General features: G+C 73.1%; 19 protein-coding genes. 9 read left to right on the top strand and 10 right to left on the bottom strand.

Annotation, left to right across the window (positions count from 1 at the left end):
- Positions 1–38 precede the first annotated feature (38 nt).
- Entirely contained in the window at positions 39–1,223 is a 1,185-nt protein-coding gene (locus KSK32_RS27945) for a lycopene cyclase family protein (protein ID WP_216934092.1), read from the top strand.
- 2 nt (positions 1,224–1,225) lie between these two features.
- Here KSK32_RS27945 and KSK32_RS27940 read toward each other — a convergent pair whose 3' ends face one another.
- Together KSK32_RS27940 and KSK32_RS27935 are read right to left on the bottom strand one after the other, a co-directional pair.
- Complete coding sequence (locus tag KSK32_RS27940) at positions 1,226–2,338, bottom strand: serine hydrolase (RefSeq protein ID WP_289256414.1); 1,113 nt, start codon at positions 2,336–2,338, stop codon at positions 1,226–1,228.
- Between the two features lie 84 nt (positions 2,339–2,422).
- Positions 2,423–3,211 (bottom strand): tyrosine-protein phosphatase, encoded by a 789-nt coding sequence (locus KSK32_RS27935; RefSeq protein WP_216934082.1) that lies wholly within the window; start codon positions 3,209–3,211, stop codon positions 2,423–2,425.
- A gap of 70 nt (positions 3,212–3,281) precedes the next feature.
- On the opposite strand from KSK32_RS27935, the gene rnhA reads away from it, so the two are divergent.
- The gene (gene rnhA / locus KSK32_RS27930; RefSeq protein WP_216934080.1) at positions 3,282–3,845 is read left to right on the top strand and encodes a ribonuclease HI; all 564 of its coding nucleotides are present in this window, start codon (positions 3,282–3,284) and stop codon (positions 3,843–3,845) included.
- Here rnhA and KSK32_RS27925 read toward each other — a convergent pair.
- The 4 genes from KSK32_RS27925 to KSK32_RS27910 all read right to left on the bottom strand — a co-directional run bounded on the left by KSK32_RS27925 (position 3,764) and on the right by KSK32_RS27910 (position 6,075).
- Positions 3,764–4,024, bottom strand: coding sequence for a hypothetical protein (locus KSK32_RS27925; protein WP_216934064.1), 261 nt, complete (start codon positions 4,022–4,024; stop codon positions 3,764–3,766). The two genes, rnhA and KSK32_RS27925, sit on opposite strands and share 82 nt — an antisense overlap.
- Before the next feature lie 106 nt (positions 4,025–4,130).
- A complete protein-coding gene (locus tag KSK32_RS27920) occupies positions 4,131–4,385 on the bottom strand; it encodes a preprotein translocase YidC (RefSeq protein WP_216934062.1) in 255 nt (84 codons plus the stop codon).
- Positions 4,386–4,651: 266 nt separating this feature from the next.
- The gene (locus tag KSK32_RS27915) at positions 4,652–5,512 is read right to left on the bottom strand and encodes a pentapeptide repeat-containing protein (RefSeq protein ID WP_216936401.1); all 861 of its coding nucleotides are present in this window, start codon (positions 5,510–5,512) and stop codon (positions 4,652–4,654) included.
- A gap of 161 nt (positions 5,513–5,673) precedes the next feature.
- Positions 5,674–6,075, bottom strand: coding sequence for an SSI family serine proteinase inhibitor (locus KSK32_RS27910; RefSeq protein ID WP_216934060.1), 402 nt, complete (start codon positions 6,073–6,075; stop codon positions 5,674–5,676).
- Between the two features lie 408 nt (positions 6,076–6,483).
- Here KSK32_RS27910 and KSK32_RS27905 point away from each other — a divergent pair, with 408 nt between their 5' ends.
- The 5 genes from KSK32_RS27905 (at position 6,484) to KSK32_RS27885 (ending at position 12,439) form a co-directional block, all read left to right on the top strand.
- Complete coding sequence (locus KSK32_RS27905; protein ID WP_216934059.1) at positions 6,484–7,491, top strand: ABC transporter permease; 1,008 nt, start codon at positions 6,484–6,486, stop codon at positions 7,489–7,491.
- Positions 7,492–7,548: 57 nt separating this feature from the next.
- Positions 7,549–9,294 carry an ABC transporter substrate-binding protein gene (locus KSK32_RS27900; RefSeq protein ID WP_216934057.1) on the top strand — a complete coding sequence of 582 codons (1,746 nt, stop codon included), beginning with the start codon at positions 7,549–7,551 and terminating at the stop codon, positions 9,292–9,294.
- Positions 9,295–9,358: 64 nt separating this feature from the next.
- Positions 9,359–10,348: an ABC transporter permease gene (locus KSK32_RS27895; RefSeq protein ID WP_216934055.1), complete on the top strand. Its 990-nt coding sequence runs from the start codon at positions 9,359–9,361 to the stop codon at positions 10,346–10,348.
- A gap of 16 nt (positions 10,349–10,364) precedes the next feature.
- Positions 10,365–11,429 carry an ABC transporter ATP-binding protein gene (locus KSK32_RS27890; RefSeq protein ID WP_216934053.1) on the top strand — a complete coding sequence of 355 codons (1,065 nt, stop codon included), beginning with the start codon at positions 10,365–10,367 and terminating at the stop codon, positions 11,427–11,429.
- A complete protein-coding gene (locus KSK32_RS27885; RefSeq protein ID WP_216934051.1) occupies positions 11,426–12,439 on the top strand; it encodes an ABC transporter ATP-binding protein in 1,014 nt (337 codons plus the stop codon). Before KSK32_RS27890 ends, KSK32_RS27885 begins: the two co-directional genes overlap by 4 nt.
- A gap of 31 nt (positions 12,440–12,470) precedes the next feature.
- Here KSK32_RS27885 and KSK32_RS27880 read toward each other — a convergent pair whose 3' ends face one another.
- Positions 12,471–13,040, bottom strand: a complete 570-nt coding sequence (locus KSK32_RS27880) for a GNAT family N-acetyltransferase (RefSeq protein ID WP_216934050.1) — start codon at positions 13,038–13,040, stop codon at positions 12,471–12,473.
- 59 nt (positions 13,041–13,099) lie between these two features.
- Positions 13,100–13,906, bottom strand: coding sequence for an SDR family oxidoreductase (locus KSK32_RS27875; protein WP_216934048.1), 807 nt, complete (start codon positions 13,904–13,906; stop codon positions 13,100–13,102).
- A gap of 93 nt (positions 13,907–13,999) precedes the next feature.
- On the opposite strand from KSK32_RS27875, the gene KSK32_RS27870 reads away from it, so the two are divergent.
- Positions 14,000–14,389: a hypothetical protein gene (locus tag KSK32_RS27870; protein ID WP_216934046.1), complete on the top strand. Its 390-nt coding sequence runs from the start codon at positions 14,000–14,002 to the stop codon at positions 14,387–14,389.
- Positions 14,390–14,408: 19 nt separating this feature from the next.
- Here KSK32_RS27870 and KSK32_RS27865 read toward each other — a convergent pair whose 3' ends face one another.
- Both KSK32_RS27865 and KSK32_RS27860 read right to left on the bottom strand, forming a co-directional pair.
- Positions 14,409–15,116: a B3/4 domain-containing protein gene (locus KSK32_RS27865; protein ID WP_216934044.1), complete on the bottom strand. Its 708-nt coding sequence runs from the start codon at positions 15,114–15,116 to the stop codon at positions 14,409–14,411.
- A gap of 31 nt (positions 15,117–15,147) precedes the next feature.
- Positions 15,148–15,756 (bottom strand): LysE family translocator, encoded by a 609-nt coding sequence (locus KSK32_RS27860; protein ID WP_216934042.1) that lies wholly within the window; start codon positions 15,754–15,756, stop codon positions 15,148–15,150.
- A 29-nt stretch (positions 15,757–15,785) separates the two neighbouring features.
- Between KSK32_RS27860 and KSK32_RS27855 the strand changes: the two genes are divergently transcribed.
- Positions 15,786–17,270 carry a PLP-dependent aminotransferase family protein gene (locus KSK32_RS27855; protein ID WP_216934041.1) on the top strand — a complete coding sequence of 495 codons (1,485 nt, stop codon included), beginning with the start codon at positions 15,786–15,788 and terminating at the stop codon, positions 17,268–17,270.
- Positions 17,271–17,303 lie beyond the last annotated feature (33 nt).

Below are 17,303 nucleotides of genomic sequence, written 5' to 3'. Positions count from 1 at the left end.
CCCGGTGGCGGCGTCCGCCGGTGTGGCAGCGTGGCCGGATGCACGCATCCTTCCCGGTCGACGTGGACCTCGCGCTGGTCGGCGGCGGCGGCGCCGCGTCCCTGGTCCTGGCCGCGCTGGACCGCCACGACGTGACCGGGCTGCGGGTCGCGGTGGTCGACCCGGTGCACAAGCGCGGCCAGGACCGCACCTGGGCGTTCTGGGGTCTGCCCGGCGACGACCTGGACCCGATGCTGAGCGCGAGCTGGTCGCAGGTCGACGTGGTCACGCCCGCCGGCCGCCGCGTCCTGACGCTCGACCCCCTGCGGTACGCCATGCTCCGCTCCGCCCCGGTCTACGACCGGGCTGCCGCGGCCGAGCGGCGGCTGGACGCGGTCCGGGTGAGCGTTCCCGCGGGGGAGCTGCACGACGACGGTGAGCGGGTGACCGTCCGCGACCCGGACGGCCGGAACCTGGTGCGGGCCGGCTGGGTGCTCGACTCGCGGCCCCGGCGGCCGAGGCGGCCGGGACGTACCAGCTGGTTGCAGCACTTCCGGGGCTGGTGGCTGGCCGCCGACCGGCCGACGTTCGACCCGCAGCGGGCGGTGCTGATGGACTTCCGCACACCGCAGCCGCAACGCGGGGTGTCCTTCGGGTACGTGCTGCCGGTCGACGACCGGTTCGCGCTGGTCGAGTACACCGAGTTCGGGCCGGAACTGCTCGACGACGCCGGCTACGACGCGGCGCTGCGCGGGTACGCGGGCCTGCTCGGCCTGGATCTGACCGCGCTGCGGGTGCGGGAGGTCGAGGACGGCGTGATCCCGATGACCGACGGCCCGTTCGAGTCCCGCCCGAGCCCTCGCGTGGTGCGGCTGGGCACCGCCGGTGGGGCGACCCGCCCGTCCACCGGATTCACGTTCTCGGCAATGTTGCGCCAGGCCGACCAGGTGGCCGGCGCGCTCGCCGCCGGTCGCCCGCCGGTGCCCGCGCCCGCGTACCCGGGCCGGCACCTGTGGATGGACGCGGTGGCGCTGCGCGCGCTGGACCGGGGGCACGTCGGCGGGGTGGAGTTCTTCGAGCGGCTGTTCGACCGCAACCCGCCGGAGCGGGTGCTGCGGTTCCTCGACGGCGTGACCAGCCCGGCGGAGGATCTGGCGGTGATGCGGTCCAGCCCGCTGCTGCCGATGACCGGGGCGGTGCTCGGCGACGCGGCCGGCCGGCTGCGCGCCCGCCTGCGCCGCTAGTCTCAGCGGCCGGTCGCCGCGGTGACGCGGTCGCGCACGAGCGTGCGCAGTCGCTCCATCGGGTCGCCGTCGCCCGCGCCGAGCCGGTTGCGCACCGCCGCCACCGTCAACCCCAGTTCCGGGTACGCGAACGCGAGGCTCCCGCCGCTGCCGGCGGTGCCGAACGACCCGTCGTCCTCGACCGCGTACCCGAGCCCGAACGTGCTCTCCTGCCCGAACACCCACTCCTGCGCGCGTACCGCGGGAGCGGACACCTCCCGCATCCGCGCGGCGGAGATCAGCCGTACCCCGTCGACCGGGCCGATCAGCGCCGCGTACATCCGGGCGACCGCGCGGGCGCTCATCGTGCCGACCGACGGCACGTCGGCGCGCAGCACGTCGGGGCGGGAGCCGATGACGGTGTCCGGGCGTACGCCGGGCGGGGCGACCGCGTCGAAGTGCGGCAGGTTCGCCCCGGCCCAGGTCATCAGCGCGGACAGGCCGGCGTCCTCCAGCCGGGCCAGCCGGGGCAGGTCCGCCTCCGGTACGCCGAGGAACAGCTCCCGGTCCGCACCGAGCGGTCCGGACACCTCCTCGGCGAGCACCCGCGACACCGGCGCGCCGGTGACCCGCCGCACGACCTCGCCGAGCAGCCAGCCCCACGTCCAGGCGTGGTACGCGAGCCGTTCGCCCGGCACCCACAGCGGCCGCGCGCCGGCGAGCAGGTCGCACATGCGCGTCCAGTCGGTGAAGTCCTCCGGCGTGACGTCGGCGGGCAGCGCGGGCAGGCCGGCGGTGTGGGTGAGCACGTGCCGCAGCGTGATGCCGTCCTTGCCGTGCCGGGCGAACTCCGGCCACACCGCTGACAGCGGCAGGTCGTAGTCGAGCCGTCCCCGCTCGGCCAGCACGTGCACCACTGTGGCGGTGAGTCCCTTGCCGGTGGAGACCGCGTGCACGGGCGTGTCGGCGGTCATCGGCCGGCCCGTCGTGGTGTCGGCCGCGCCGGCCTGTTCGGTGACGATCGCGACCCCGTCCAGGTACGCGGCCACCTGCACACCGGCCTCCCGGCCGGAGGAGACCAGTGCGCCGATGGTCTCCCGCACCTCGGCCCGCAGGCCGTCCCACCGCGTGTCCACGATCACGCAGCGTGCCACACGGCCGCATCGGCGTCGTCTGCTTTCCGGGCGACGCGGCGCCGCCGCTCGGCCGTCACCCGGCGCTCAGCGGGTGGCCGGCGTCGGCGTACTGCCGCTGGTGCCCTGGGTGGGCAGCGGGCTCGTGTCGCCGGTGAGCAGCCGGGCGCGCAGCGCGTCGATTGTCTGCTCGTCGACACCGAGCCGGCCGGTCACGTAGCCGTGCACCGAGCCGTGGGCGGCCCTCAGGTCGGCCAGCACCAGCCGGATGATCTCGGCGGGCGCCCGCCCGTACGCGGGCCAACCAGGCGTCGCGCCGCCGTTGCGGTCCCGCCACTCGGCGACCAGCCGTTCGGTGGCGTGCTCGGTGAGCGCGAAGTCCGCCGCGATCTGGTCGTCGTCCACGCCGAGCAGGGACAGCACCAGCGCGGCGAGCAGCCCGGTGCGGTCCTTGCCGGAGGCGCAGTGGAACACCAGCGGGTGGTCGCCGTCCGCGATCAGTTCGAGCGCCTGCCGCAGTTCGGTCACGCCGTCCTCGGCCACCTCGGCGTACCGGTCGGCCAGGTAACGCCACGGGTCCACGTCGGGATCGATGTCGGCCTGCACGTACGGCCGGTGCTCGATGCTCAGGTTGTGCCAGGAGACGCCGAGGCTCTCCGGCGCCCGGCCACGGTCGGCGATCTCCCACGGGTAGCGCAGGTCGATCACGGTGCGGACGCCGAGCGCCGCGAACCGTTCCAGATCCGCACCGGCGAGCTTGGCCAGTGAGTCGGAGCGGTAGAGCCGGCCTCGGGCGACGGTGCGGCCGTCGCCGGTCCGCCAGCCACCGAGGTCACGGAAGTTGCAGAGCGTGGCAAAGTCCGGGGGAGTGGTCATGCCCGCACGTTAGCCGCGCGCGGCGGGTCGGGTGGTCCCGCGCGCCCGCGTACCCGGTAGGTTGCCGGGCATGGTGGAGGCGGAGACCGGCCGGGTCGTGGAGATCTGGACCGACGGCGCGTGCAGCGGCAATCCCGGGCCCGGCGGCTGGGGCGCGGTGCTGCGCTGGGGCGGGCACGAGCGGGAGCTGTGCGGCGGCGAGGCCACCCCGACCACCAACAACCGGATGGAGCTGACCGCCGCGATCCGGGCGCTGGAGAGCCTGACCCGCCCGGTCACGGTGCGGCTGCACACCGACAGCACGTACGTGCGCAACGGCATCACCGGCTGGCTGAACTCGTGGAAGCGCAACGGCTGGCTGACCGCCGCGAAGCAGCCGGTGAAGAACGCCGACCTGTGGCAGGCGCTGGAGGCGGCCTGCGCCCGGCACGACGTGACGTGGCTGTGGGTGAAGGGACACAACGGGCACCCGGAGAACGAGCGCGCCGACGCGCTGGCCAACCGGGGCATGACCGAGGCGCGGAGCGGCGCAGCCGCCGCCCCGCGTACGGCTCACCGCAGCGGCCGTCCCTCCTCGATCTCCTCCGGCTCCTCGGACGGGTCGCCGGTGCCGGAGACGGCGGTCACGTCGTAACCGGCGCGGCTGACCTCCCGTGCCGACCGCCGGTCCTCGGCGGGCAGGTCAGCGAAGTCGTCACCGGTGTCGTCGGTGGTGTGCAGGGACTCGCCCGGCGGGCGCAGGGACGCCTCGTACGCGGTCGTGCCGTCGGGTTCGTCGCCGGCCGCGCGGCCGAAGGACTCTTCACTGGTCATGTCGCACTCCTGCCCGCAGCGGGTGACGGCAAACGTTCAGTGGCCCGCGCCCGTTCGGGGCCTGCGTCGGCTCGGTGGCCCGAGTTCGGTGGGTGCTCACGCCCGTTCAGCGGCCGGCGTCCGGTCCGCTGGCCGCGTCCGGGTGGGTCGGCATCGAGGAGCCGCCCGAGCTGCTGCCGGAGGCGCCGCCCGCCATGCCGGATCCGTCGTCCTCGGTCACCTCGTCCGGTTTGGGCGCGCCGGGAGCGGGCGCCGGCACGTCGGTGTCCGCCGCGGTCTGCACCAGCGGCACCTGCCCGGCCTCGTCCTCGGCGTGCGCCGGGTCGACCGGCTCCTCACCGTCGCGTGCCCGATACCCCACCGGTGGCCCTCCTGTCGGTCGACAGTCGTTCCGCGCCGCCTACCCCACCCCACCCCCACCAAACCCAGACGCACCCCGCCCGGTCCCGCCGCGCCCTCGCCTTCCGCCCTCGCCTCTGGCCCCCGCCTCGCGATGATCAAGGAGTTTGTGTCCCGATCCGGCCCCGAACCCCACCCAAACTCCTTGATCACCGCGGTGCGGGTGCCGGGGCGGGCGGGCCGGGCTCAGCGTGCGGCGTCGGCGGCGAAGGACGCGGGTGGACGGCGTCAGCGGGGTTGGCGGCGCCGCTGACGCGGCTGGGGGCGGGCCGGGGTCAGCGTCAGGGACCAGTGGGCCGGGCGGCGTAGCCCCGGCGGCAGCACCGTGCGGTGATCGCCGCGTGCGGCGTCGAGCTGCGACTGGTGCGTGAACAGGCACTCGCCCAGGTCCGCGCCGCGCAGGTCGGCCCCGCGCAGATCCGCGCCGGTCAGGTCGGCGGCGCCGAGGCGTACGCCCCGCAGGTCGGCCCCGATCAGGCAGGCACCGCGCAGGTTCGCCCCGGTCAGCAGGGTACGGCGCAGATCCACCCCGATCAGCACCGCGCCCCGGCGGTCCGGGCCGGCCCTTCCGGCGCGGGCCCGTCCGGCGGCGCGCGACAGCAGCCGGTTGGCCCGGTCCCGGTGCGCGTCGACGTCGAGGGCGAGCAGGTCGTCAGGGGTGCCGTCGGTGAGCCGGCCGGTCTCGTCGAGCGCGGCGGTCAGCTCGTCGTGCAGCGGGCCGGGTGGGGTCAGGCGGACCGCCTCGGTCAGGTACCAGAGCAGTTCGTGCAGCGGTCGCAGCACCGCGAAGCTGTCGAACATCCGCTGTGCGGTGGCCGGGTCGGTGCGCCAGTCGCGGCCGGCGAAGGTGTGCCGGGTGAGGTGCTGACCGGCGCCGAAGCAGTCGAACACGGTGCATCCGGGGAAGCCGCGTTGCCGCAGCTCGGTGTGGATGCCGCAGCGGAAGTCGGCGCCCAGGTTCGGGCAGGGCCGCCCGGCGGGCTTGTCGATGGCGAAGTCGGCCGACGCGGTGAACGCCGGCGCGACGCAGCACACCCCGGCGCAGCGCGAACAGTCCGCCCGCAACTCCCGCCCGCCTCCGGCCGTCACCGGCCCGTCCACCCGCACACGTCCCCCTCCCGACACCCCGCACTCATTCTCCGCACCCACCCGCCCACCTGCCCACCCACCCCGTCGATCATGAGGTTGACGGCGACGAACCGGACCGGAACCGCCGCCAACCTCATGATCAACAAGAAGGGGTGGGGGCGTCAGAAGGTGAAGAGGGACGCGGTGGTGCGCTGCATCAGGCAGAGGTTGCCGAACGTCCGGGTGTAGGAGACCGGGCGGTTCTGCCAGAAGCCCACGGCACGCGCGACGACCGGGTCGTACTGAAGGGTGCACGGTGCGCCGTCCACGTCGAGCGCGCCGAGGTCGCCGTCGACGCGGGCGACGAGCCGGCATGCGGTGAACGGGTCGGGGTGCAGGCCGCCGGTGGGCCCGCAGGTCAGCACCGTGGCGCGCACGCCGGCACCGTGGTCGACGGTGAGCAGCAGCACCGAGGGGTTCTGCGGGCCGGGGCGCGGGGCGGCCTGCGCGGGGGAGGCCGGCGCGGCGAGGCCGCCGAGCGCGGCGACCAGGGCCAGCGCGGCGGTACGTCGGGCGAAGGGCATGGGTGGTCCTTCCGTCGGGGCCCCGGGTGGGGGCCGGTGGACGGCCCGGCACGTCGTGCGAACCGGGCCGCCGAGAACCCTAGGTGGACGGTGTGAACGCGAAGCGTCACGAAGTGTTACACCCCCCGACCCGGCCGCCCGCCCGGTGTGACATCGGCGTGCGGGAATGCCCGAACGGCTGACAACCGCCCGGGTGCCTCGCGGAAACGCGTTCCGAATTGGCGGTACGGCTACCTGAAAGGCTGACAACCGAATCGTGCCGTTATTGCGCCGATGCATTCCGTACGCCGGATCGTTGTCAATGCACGACAACCGGAACGGCCGTTACCGGAACGATTCTTTCCGGTGTCCGTAAGCGTATTACGGTCGGGTGGCAGGGCGTTTTCGTCGCCATCGGGAGGACTGCTCATGAGCGAACTGTCGCACCCACCGGCCGCTCCCGCCTCCGACGTCGAGGCCGTTCCCGGTCCCGCCGGCCGGCCCGGCCAATTCGTCGGCCGGTCGCCCGGCCAGCTCGCCTGGCTGCGGCTCAAGCGCGACCGTACGGCCAAGGTCAGCGCCGTCACGCTCGCCGTCGCCGCCCTGGTGGCGCTCGGGGCACCACTGCTGCAACGGCTCACCGGAATCGACCCGACCGACAAGTTCGTGGACCGCCTCAACGATTTCGGAATGCCGATCGGGTATGCCGGCGGAATCAGCTCCGACCATTGGCTGGGACTGGAACCCGGCAGCGGCCGGGACATCCTGATGCAACTGGTCTACGGCCTGCGGACGTCCCTGTTCATCGCGTTCGCCTCGGCGTTGCTGGCGTCCGGAATCGGCGTCGCTGTCGGTGTGCTGGCCGGGTGGGCCAGGGGCTGGCTGGACAGCGTCGTCAACTGGCTGATCGACCTCACCCTGGCGTTCCCGTTCCTCATCTTCGCGCTCGCGGTCATTCCGATCCTCCAGGACCGCTTCTACTCCGACCGGGAGGCGCCGTCGCCTGCCTTCCGGGTGGCCCTGATCGTCGCCACCTTCGGCCTGTTCAGCTGGACGTACACCGCGCGGCTGGTCCGCGGGCAGGTGATCTCGCTGCGGGAGCGGGAGTTCGTCGACGCGGCCCGGGCCGCCGGCGCCGGCACCGCGCACATCCTGCTGCGGCAGCTGCTGCCGAACATCTGGGCGCCGATCCTGGTCACCGTCTCGCTGATGGTGCCGCAGTTCATCGCCATCGAGGCGGCGCTGGCGTTCGTCAACATCGGCGTCACCGAACCCACGCCCGACCTGGGCCGCATGATCTTCAACAGCATCGGCTACGTCGCGAGCGACCCCTGGTACACCCTGTTCCCCGGGTTGACGGTCTTCCTGCTGGTCCTGGCGTTCAACCTGCTCGGCGACGCGCTGCGCGACTCGCTGGATCCCCGCTCCACCCGGTAGTCCCCACGGCCATCGCATGCCCGGCCGGCGGGGCCGCCGGGCAGGAAGGAGCACACCGTGCGCGCACGAACCCGGACACTGACAGGTGTCCTCGCCGCGGCGGCGCTGGCCGCCGCCGGTTGCAGCCCCACCACCGACGACGGCGGCGACGACGACCAGAAGACCAAGACCCAGAGCGGCTCGATCTCGTACGAGGCCGCCGACAACCAGGGCCCGGCGAAGGACGTCGACGGGGCGACCCGCGGCGGCACCCTCACCGTCATGCAGCCGGCCGACTTCGAGCACCTCGACCCGGCCCGCAACTACGTCAACGTGCAGCAGGTCGCCGGTGGGCTGCTCTACCGCTCGCTCAACGGCTACAAGGAGGACGGCAGCGGCAAGCTGCTGCTCGTCGGCGACCTGGCCACCAACCCCGGCAAGGACGTCGACGGCGACTGCAAGGTCTGGGAGTTCACGCTGCGCGACGGCGTGCGCTACGAGGACGGCACGCCCGTGTCCAGCAAGGACGTCGCCCACGGCATCGCGAGGTCGTTCGCGGCGAACCTCAACGAGGGCCCGCACTACATCCAGCAGTGGCTCTACCCGGGCGGGGCGTACAACGCCACCTACAAGGGGCCGTACGACGGCGGCAAGCCGGTGCCCGACGGCGTCACCACCCCCGACGACCGGACCATCCGGTTCACCTTCCCGCAGCCGCACTGCGACCTGCCGTACGCCGCGGCGCTGCCCACCAGCGCGCCCGTGCCTCCCGCGAAGGACACCCGCGCCAACTACGACCTGCGGCCGTTCTCGTCCGGGCCGTACCGGGTGAAGTCCTACCAGCGCGACGTCGCGCTGGAGCTGGAACGCAACCCGAACTGGGATCCGGCGACCGACCCGATCCGTAACGCGTACCCCGACGCGATCCGGATGACGTTCGGCCTGGAGCAGGCCCAGATCGCCGAGCGCCTGGTCGCCGACGGTCCGGCCGACCAGGCGGCGCTGAGCTGGTCGGACGTGCCGCCGTCGGTGCTGCCGCGCACCACCGGCGCCGGTGTCGCCGACCGGGTGGTGAAGGGTCCGACGCAGTACAACTGGGTGCTGAGCATCAACACCCAGCGGGTCACCGACCTGAGCGTACGGCGGGCGCTGAACTACGCGGTCGACAAGGACGCGCTGCTCAAGGTGCTCGGCGGGCAGGCCGCCGGATCGCCGGCGACCACGCTCATGTCACCCACCACCGCCGGGTTCGTCTCCTACGACGTGTTCAACGCCCCGGTCACCGGCGACAAGGCCAAGACCGCCGAGCTGCTCGCCGGTAAGCGGCCGAAGCTGGTGCTCGCCCACTCCAATCTGGAACTGCGTACCCAGCAGGCCGAGGCGCTGCGCAAGAACCTCACCGACATGGGCTTCGACATCGTGATGAAGCCGATCGACAACAGCAGCTACTACGACGAGGTCGGCCGCAAGGACAACCCGTACGACCTCTACCTCACCGGCTGGGGCACGGACTGGCCCACCGGCTCGACAGTCATCCCCCCGGTCTACGACGGGCGGGAGATCGTGGCCGAGGGCAACCAGAACCTGTCGTACCTCAATGAACCGTCGGTCGGCGCGGAGATCGACCGGGTCCGCGCCCTGCCGGCCGCGGAGCAGGACGCCGGTTGGATGGCGCTCGACCGCATGATCATGGAGAAGTACGCGCCGGTCGTGCCGTGCTACTACGACGCCACCTACGAACTGCACGGCTCGAAGGTCGGCAACGCCTTCCTCAGCGACGCGTTCGGGATCATCTCGCTCAACGGCATCTACGTGAAGAAGTGACAGCCGCGCGGGGACGGCTGCCACGGCGGCCGCCCCCGCGCCCCATCCCGGGGGAGGTGCTCCCGTGCTCCGTTTCGTCGTACGGCGGCTGCTCGTCGCCGCCCTGACCCTGGTCGTCATCAGCCTGGTCACGTTCGGTCTGTTCTTCGCGGTGCCGAGCAGCCCGGCGAAGGTGATGTGCGGCAAGAACTGCACGGCCGAGGACATCGCCCAGGTCGAGCGCCGCCTCGGCATCGACCAGCCGCTGCCCCGGCAGTACGCCGACTTCGTCAGCGGCGTCTTCGCCGGCCGCACCTACGGCGACGGTGACTTCCGGCAGGACTGCCCGGCGCCCTGCCTCGGCTACTCGTTCCGCAACAACCAGCCGGTCACCGAGATCGTCGCCCAGCGGGCCCCGGTGACGTTCAGCATCGTCCTCGGCGGCGCGGTGCTCTGGCTCGGCCTCGGCGTCTCGCTCGGCATGGTGTCGGCACTGCGCCGGGGTACGGCGTTCGACCGCGCCGCCATCGGCGTCACGCTGGCCGGGGCGTCGATGCAGGTCTACTTCTTCGGGCTGATCCTGCTCTACCTGCTCGTCTACTCCACCGGGCTGCTGCCGTTCCCCAGCTACACGCCGCCTACCGAGAGCCCGCTGCGCTGGGCGACCGGGCTGCTGCTGCCCTGGATGACGCTCGGTTTCCTCAACTCGGCGCTGTACGCCCGGCTCTCCCGCGCGCAGATGCTGGAGACGCTGTCGGAGGACTTCGTGCGCACCGCCCGGGCGAAGGGACTGCCCGCCCGCACGGTGCACACCAGGCACGCGCTGCGGGCGGCGATCACACCGATCGTCACGATCGCCGGGCTGGACATCGGCACCAGCCTCGGCGGCACGTTCATCACCGAGACCATCTTCGGCCTCCAGGGTCTCGGCAAGGCGACAGTGGAGGCGGTGCAGTTCCTCAACCTGCCGGTGGTGATGGCGACGGTGCTGCTGGCAGCCGTGTTCATCGTGGTCGCCAACATCGTCGTCGACGTGCTGTACGCGGTGATCGACCCGCGGGTCCGGCTGAGCTGAGGAGGAGGGATCGGACATGGTGGAGCTTCCGGCGCCGCGTCGCGGCGAAGACCCGTACCTGCGGGTCAGGGATCTGCGGGTGCGGTTCGACACCGAGGACGGTGTGGTCAAGGCCGTGGACGGGGTGTCGTTCGCGGTGGAGCGGGGTCGCACCCTCGGGATCGTGGGGGAGTCCGGTTCCGGTAAGAGTGTGACGTCGCTGGCGATTCTGGGTCTGCACAACGCGAAGCGGACGGTCATCTCGGGGGAGATCTCGGTGGGTGGCCGTCAGCTGGTCGGGTTGGCCGAGGAGGAGGTGCGGCGGTTGCGGGGCCGGGACATGGCGATGATCTTCCAGGATCCGTTGTCGGCGTTGCATCCGTACTACTCGGTGGGCAGGCAGATCGCTGAGGCGTATCGGGTGCATCATCCGGGGGCCGGTAGGCGGGAGGCGCGGACGCGGGCGGTGGACATGCTGGGCCGGGTGGGGATTCCGCAGCCTGCCAGGCGGTTCGATCAGTTTCCGCATGAGTTCTCGGGTGGGATGCGGCAGCGGGCGATGATCGCGATGGCGTTGGTCAACGATCCGGACCTGTTGATCGCGGATGAGCCGACCACGGCGTTGGATGTGACGGTGCAGGCGCAGATCCTGGACCTCCTGGCTGATTTGCAGGAGGAGTTCCGGTCGGCGATCGTGTTGATCACCCACGATCTGGGTGTGGTCAGCCAGGTGGCTGATGAGGTGTTGGTGATGTATGCGGGTCGGGCGGTGGAGCGGGGGAGTGTGGCGCGGGTGTTGCGGGCGCCGCAGCATCCGTACACGTGGGGGTTGTTGTCGAGCGTGCCGTCGTTGCACGGTGACGCCGACGCGGACCTGCTGCCGATAGCCGGTAACCCGCCGTCGTTGATCAACCTGCCGTCCGGGTGCGCGTTTCATCCGCGCTGCCGGTGGGCCGGGGTGAACGGTGACCGGTCCCGCACGGAGATACCGGAGCTGAGCCCGGCCGGGGAGGCGGGCCACCTGGTGGCGTGCCATCTGCCGGTCGCGGCGCGGGAGCGGATCTACCGCGACGAGGTCGCCCGGGTGGGGGTGGCCCGATGAGCACCGAGACCGAGCCGCTGCTGTCGGTGCGGAGCCTGACCAAGCACTTCCCCGTCCGGCAAGGGCTGCGCGCCACGGGTGCGGTGCGGGCGGTCGACGGGCTGGACTTCGACGTGCGTCCCGGTGAGACCCTCGGGCTGGTGGGGGAGTCGGGCTGTGGGAAGACCACGACCGGGCGGATGCTGGTGCGGCTGCTGGAACCCACCGCCGGCAGCATCACCTTCGCGGGCCGGGACATCACCCACGCCGGGCGCGGTGAGCTGCGCGGGCTGCGCCGGGATCTGCAGATCATCTTCCAGGACCCGTACGCGTCGCTGAACCCCCGGCACACGGTCGGGCGGATCGTGGCGATGCCGTTGCAGGTCAACCGCATCACCCCACCCGGTGGCGTCAAACACCGGGTGCAGGAGCTGCTGGAACTGGTCGGGCTGAACCCGGAGCACGACAACAGGTATCCGCACGAGTTCTCCGGCGGGCAACGCCAGCGCATCGGCATCGCCCGCGCCCTCGCGCTGAAACCGAAACTGATCGTCGCCGACGAACCCGTCCCCGCGCTGGACGTCTCCATCCAGGCGCAGGTCATCAACCTGCTGCGCACCCTGCAACACGACCTCGGCCTGGCGTTCGTGTTCATCGCCCACGACCTCGCCGTCGTGCGGCACTTCTGCCACCGCGTCGTCGTCATGTACCTGGGAAAGATCGTCGAGATCGGCGACCGGAACACCATCTACACCCGTCCCCAGCACCCCTACACAAGGGCGCTGCTGTCCGCCATCCCGGACGTCACCACCCTCGGCCCCGCCGGACGGATCCGCCTCACCGGCGACGTCCCCACCCCACTCAACCCACCATCGGGCTGCCGCTTCCGCACCCGCTGCTGGAAAGCCACCGACCGATGCGCCACCGAAGAACCGGCGCTGACCACCCGCGACGACGGCAGCCAGTTCACCGCCTGCCACTACCCGGAGAGTGGACCGGTCGGCGTGCCGACCGGCGACGACCGCACCTGACCGACGACGGGGTGAGGGGGACGCCGAGCGGTCACAGCGGTGACGGGTCGTCGCGCAGCCGGCTGTAGAGCCACCCGTCACGCCAGGCGCCGGCCCGGAACTCACAGGCCCGCAAGACCCCCTCCAGTTGGAAGCCGGCCTTCTCCAGCGATCGCTGCTCGGCGGCGTTCTCGGCATGGGTGCCGGCCTGAATGCGCTGCACCGGGGTGTGGCTGAACAGGTAGTCGCAGAGCAACGCCTGGGCACGCCAACCGAGACCCCGGCCGCGCCACTCGGGCAGCAGCACGATGCCGATCTCCCAGTAGGGTGCCCGCCCGCCGTACTGGCCCTGGCGATAGCTGAGGAATCCGGCCGCGACGCCGGGGGGCTCGATCTGGACGATCAGGCCGCCCACCTGCTCGCCGAGATAGCCGTCCTCGGCGAAGCGGCGGGCCGGCGCGGCGGCGTCCCGGAAGCCGGCCCAGTCGAGCCCGATCAACCCGGGTTCGACAGCGAACCGGCGCAGCATCGCCAGATCGTCCTCGGCCACTGGGCGCAGCCGTACGGTCGAGCCGGGCGCCTCGTGCACGACGCCGGCCACCAGCGGATGGGAACTGTGCATCCTCCGCACCGTAGTGACGGGCCGGGCCGCCCGCTGCCCCCGCGCCGGCGCTGACCGCCCTAGACCGAACGCCACGAATCGGAGGGCAGAGCAGAAGCCTGCGGACCCATCAACAGCATCCCCCCGTCCACCGCCCACGAGGCCCCCGTCACGTACGCCGCGGCCGGCGAGGCGAGCATCGCCACCACCGCTGCCACCTCGCGAGCGTCACCGGGACGTCCCACCGGCACACCGGGACGGTCCTGGGTGAACGGGTCGACGTCCTCCTGCCCGGTCATCGGGGTGGCGATCTCACCCGGTGCCACCGCGTTGACGGTGATCCCGTCGGCGGCCAGTTCCTGCGCCATCACCTTCGTGAGCAGGCCGAGCCCGCCCTTGGCCGCGCAGTACGCGGACGAGCCGACCCGGGGCGCGTGCTCGTGCACGCTGGTGATGCTGATGATCCGGCCGCCGCGCCCGGCCGCGCGCATCCGCCGGGCGGCCCGCTGCGAGCACAGGAACGGCCCGTCCAGGTCCACCGCCAGCACTTCCCGCCACTTCTCCCAGCTGACGTCCACGAACGGCTCGGCCAGGCCGGTGCCGGCGTTGTTGACGAGCACACCCAGGCCGCCGAGCCGGTCGGCCAGCTCGTCGATGACCGTCGCCGCCTCGGGGAGCCGGGTCAGGTCCAGCGCGGCGGTCTCGCAGCGGCGACCGCTGGCGCGTACCTCGGTGGCGGTGCGGTCGGCGCCCGCCGCGTCGCCGTACCAGGTGATGCCGATGTCGTATCCGGCCTCGGCGAGCGCCACCGCGCACGCCTTGCCGATGCCGGAGTCCGCGCCGGTGACGATCGCGACGCGGTCGTAGTCCTCGTATCGTTCGGGCATGTCCGCGCACTACCCGCGGGTGCCGACCTCAACCGGCCGGACGACCCCGGCTCGCCCGGCGGTTTCGTCGTACCCGCTCGCTAGGGTACGGGCGTGATCGCCGACGACTCCGATGCCGTGACAGTCCGCTTCCTGCGCATGATGCGTGCCGAGATAGGCGCCGAACGGGTGGGCGAGGATTCGCTCGGCCGCACCGCCGACCTGGCCCGGCGCTGGTGGGGCACCGGCGCCGCCGCCGACGCGCGACTCGCCGACGCCCTGCGGGAACTGCACGGCGAGCCGGTCGACCTGGCCGATCCGCACGTCGTGTCGGGTGCCGCGAGCGCGCTGACCGCCGACGCCGGGCTGCTCACCGAGCCGGACCCACGCGGCGCGGCGATCGCCCGGTTCGCCGCCAACGCCCGGCGGCTGCGCAGCGGCGAGATCACCCCGGCCGAGTTCGACGAGCTGATGGCCCGCGACCGGAGCGACCCCGACGCCTGACGCCGAGCCCGCCGGCGGGTCAGCCCGTCCGGACCGGCACGGCGAACTCCGGCGCGTCCGCTGTCAGCAGCGCCGTCCGCGACGGCACGCGCCACTGCTCGGCCAGCGCCGCCGCCAGGTCGTCCAGCATCCGGCGTACGGTCTGCGCCGCCCCCTCGTGCATCGCCTCGACCACCACGAGCACCTCGGTGGTTCCGGGCCGGACCGCCGACGCGCCGCTCTGCCGGTGGCACCAGCGCCGGGCGTGGGCGTGGCCACAGCGGTCGGCGAAGATCACCTCGCCGGGCGCCGGGTGCTCGCTCTCCCCGCCGAGGCCCAGGTAGGACTCCGTGCCGTCGGCCGGGCGCACCGTCAGGTCGCCGTCGATCCGGGCCAGGTCGAGCACGGCGACCGGGACCGCGTACCGGGTGGAGAGCGCGTTGCCGAGGTCCACGAGCGGATGCAGCCGGGGCAGGTGCCCGTCCCGCCGCAACCGGCGCAGCAGCGACTCGGCAGCGCAGCGGTAGCGGGTCGGCGGGCAGCCCATCCGGGTGAACGCGCGACGCCACGCCTGGATCTCAGGGAAGCCACCCTCCGGCCCGGCCGCGAGCCGGTCCCGGGCGGCGCCGAGATACCCGGCCAGCCGGGGCGTGACGTCGACGCCGGGCGTGACGCCGGTGGCGTGCAGGACGCCGCACGTCAGTTCCGGAAAGGCCGACCAGATCTCGGAAGAGTGCCGGAAACGCACGGGAAGACTCCTTGCCGGTGGTGAGCTGAGGCTAGGCGCTGAACGCGAGGCCGAGGCCCAGGACGAGGAAGCTGCCGGCGAAGGCGTGCCGCAACAGGCCGGTCAGCCGGGGCCGGGACAGCACACGGCGGCGCAACGCGCCGGCCAGCAGCACGTACCCGGCGAACACCAGCAGCGTGACGGCCATGAACACCAGGCCGCAGGCGAGCATGCGCACCGTGGCGGCGGGCGCGTCCGGCGGTACGAACTGCGGCAGGAACGCCACGAAGAACACCGTCACCTTCGGGTTCAGCAGGTTCAGCAGCACCCCGTCGCGGAACACGGCCGCCGCCGGACGCGGTGACCGGTCGCCGTCGAGGGCGAACGCGCCCCGGTCGCGCAGCGCCGACCAGGCCATCCAGAGCAGGTACGCCACGCCCAGCCAGGTCACCACGCGGAATGCCGGGGTGCCGGCGCGCAGCAGGGCGGCCAGGCCGGTCACCGCGGCGATCACGTGCGGGACGAGGCTGAGCGTGCCTCCGGCGGCAGCGGCCAGGCCGGCCCGGCGTCCGGCGGCCACCGTGGTGGCGAGCGTGTGCATCACCCCGGTGCCCGGAGTGATCGCGACGACGAGTGAGGTCAGCAGGAACGCGACTGTCATGCGGTCCAGCCTGTGCCCATAATGGTCCGATGGACAGGGCCAAAGCCGCCGTTCCCGAGGAGTCCAAAGCGGTCGGCGCGGACTTCCTCCAGCTCGACGTCGGCGAGGCGCCGCCCGGTGGCCGTGCGGACTGGCTGGCCGCCCGGCTGCGGTCCGCGATCGCCGACGGACGGGTGCCGGTGGGCACCCGCCTGCCCGCCAGCCGGGTGCTCGCCGCCGAGCTGGGCGTCTCCCGTGGCGTGGTGACCGAGGCGTACCAGCGGCTGGCCGAGGACGGGCAGGTGGCCGGGCGCGGCCGGGCCGGAACGGTGGTGGTCGCCACGCCGGCCGCCGTGGTCACCCGTCCGCCGGAGCCGAGAAGAGCACCGGAGGTGTTCACCGCCCGGCCCGGCGTCGACGCCTTCGACGAGCTGCGCGCCGTACCCGCGCAGGTGGACCTGACTCCCGGCGTACCCGATCTGGCGGCCTTTCCCCGTGCGGCCTGGCTGCGGGCCGAGCGGGCCGTGCTGCACCGGATGACGCCCGCCGCGCTCGGCTACGGCGACCCGGCCGGCACGCCCGCGCTGCGGCTCGCGGTCGCGAACTGGCTGGCCCGCAACCGGGGCGTCGGCGCGGATCCGGCCGAGGTGGTGATCGTGGCCGGGGTGTCGCAGGCGCTCGGCCTGCTCGCACGGGTGCTGCACGACCGGGGTACGCACACGGTGGCGGTGGAGGATCCCGGCTCGCTGGGCGTACGGCAGCACCTGGTCTGGTCCGGGCTGGCGACACCCCCGGTTCCGGTGGACGACCGGGGCCTGTGCGTCGACGAGCTGGAACGCTCCGGCGCTCCGGCTGTGCTGCTCACCCCGGCGCACCAGTTCCCGACCGGGGTGGTGCTCGACGGCGACCGGCGCCGGCGGCTGCTGCGGTGGGCACGTGACGGCGGCCTGGTGGTGGAGGACGACTACGACGCCGAGCACCGCTACGACCGTCCGCCGGTGCCGGCGCTGCGTGCCATGGCGCCGGATCGGGTCTGCTACCTCGGCAGCATCTCCAAGCTGCTCGCGCCGGCCCTGCGGATCGGGTGGATGCTGGTGCCGCCCGCGCTGCACCCCGAGGTGGTGGCCGCGAAGCGGGCGGCCGACCTCGGCAACGCGGCGTTGCCACAGCTGGTGCTGGCCGAGCTGATGGAGTCCGGCGCGCTGGAGCGGCACCTGCGGCTGCTGCGCCACCGGCACGTCCGCCGACGGGACGCGATGATCCGGGCGGTCCGCGCGTACCTGCCGGGGGCGGTGGTGCACGGCGCGGCGGCCGGGCTGCACCTGATGGTCACGCTGCCCGGCGACGTCGACGACCGGGCGCTGGCGGCGGCGGCGCTGCGCCGCGGCGTCAAGGTCCACCCGCTGTCCTGGCACGGCCAGCGCGCGCAGCCACCCGGCCTGGTCCTCGGGTACGCGGCCACCCCGCCCTCCGAGATCGACCGAGCCCTCGCGATGGTGGCCGAGGTCCGCCGCACCCTCACCCCGCCCCGGTGATCAAGGAGTTCGGGTCCGAGTCGATCTCCCCGG

The sequence above is a fragment of the Micromonospora sp. WMMB482 genome (assembly GCF_019038635.1).
Classification (GTDB): Bacteria; Actinomycetota; Actinomycetes; order Mycobacteriales; family Micromonosporaceae; genus Micromonospora; species Micromonospora marina.
The sequence above is the reverse complement of the archived record's forward strand: the minus strand, read 5'-3'. Positions and strand labels throughout refer to the sequence as shown.

Coding starts and splice junctions, on each gene's coding strand:
- KSK32_RS27875 (WP_216934048.1), bottom strand. CDS start 13,906: ATGCCCGAACGATACGAGGACTACGACCGCGTCGCGATCGTCACCGGC.
- KSK32_RS27855 (WP_216934041.1), top strand. CDS start 15,786: ATGGACAGGGCCAAAGCCGCCGTTCCCGAGGAGTCCAAAGCGGTCGGC.
- KSK32_RS27905 (WP_216934059.1), top strand. CDS start 6,484: ATGAGCGAACTGTCGCACCCACCGGCCGCTCCCGCCTCCGACGTCGAG.
- KSK32_RS27945 (WP_216934092.1), top strand. CDS start 39: ATGCACGCATCCTTCCCGGTCGACGTGGACCTCGCGCTGGTCGGCGGC.
- KSK32_RS27860 (WP_216934042.1), bottom strand. CDS start 15,756: ATGACAGTCGCGTTCCTGCTGACCTCACTCGTCGTCGCGATCACTCCG.
- KSK32_RS27925 (WP_216934064.1), bottom strand. CDS start 4,024: ATGACCAGTGAAGAGTCCTTCGGCCGCGCGGCCGGCGACGAACCCGAC.
- KSK32_RS27935 (WP_216934082.1), bottom strand. CDS start 3,211: ATGACCACTCCCCCGGACTTTGCCACGCTCTGCAACTTCCGTGACCTC.
- KSK32_RS27885 (WP_216934051.1), top strand. CDS start 11,426: ATGAGCACCGAGACCGAGCCGCTGCTGTCGGTGCGGAGCCTGACCAAG.
- KSK32_RS27880 (WP_216934050.1), bottom strand. CDS start 13,040: ATGCACAGTTCCCATCCGCTGGTGGCCGGCGTCGTGCACGAGGCGCCC.
- KSK32_RS27910 (WP_216934060.1), bottom strand. CDS start 6,075: ATGCCCTTCGCCCGACGTACCGCCGCGCTGGCCCTGGTCGCCGCGCTC.
- KSK32_RS27890 (WP_216934053.1), top strand. CDS start 10,365: ATGGTGGAGCTTCCGGCGCCGCGTCGCGGCGAAGACCCGTACCTGCGG.
- rnhA (WP_216934080.1), top strand. CDS start 3,282: ATGGTGGAGGCGGAGACCGGCCGGGTCGTGGAGATCTGGACCGACGGC.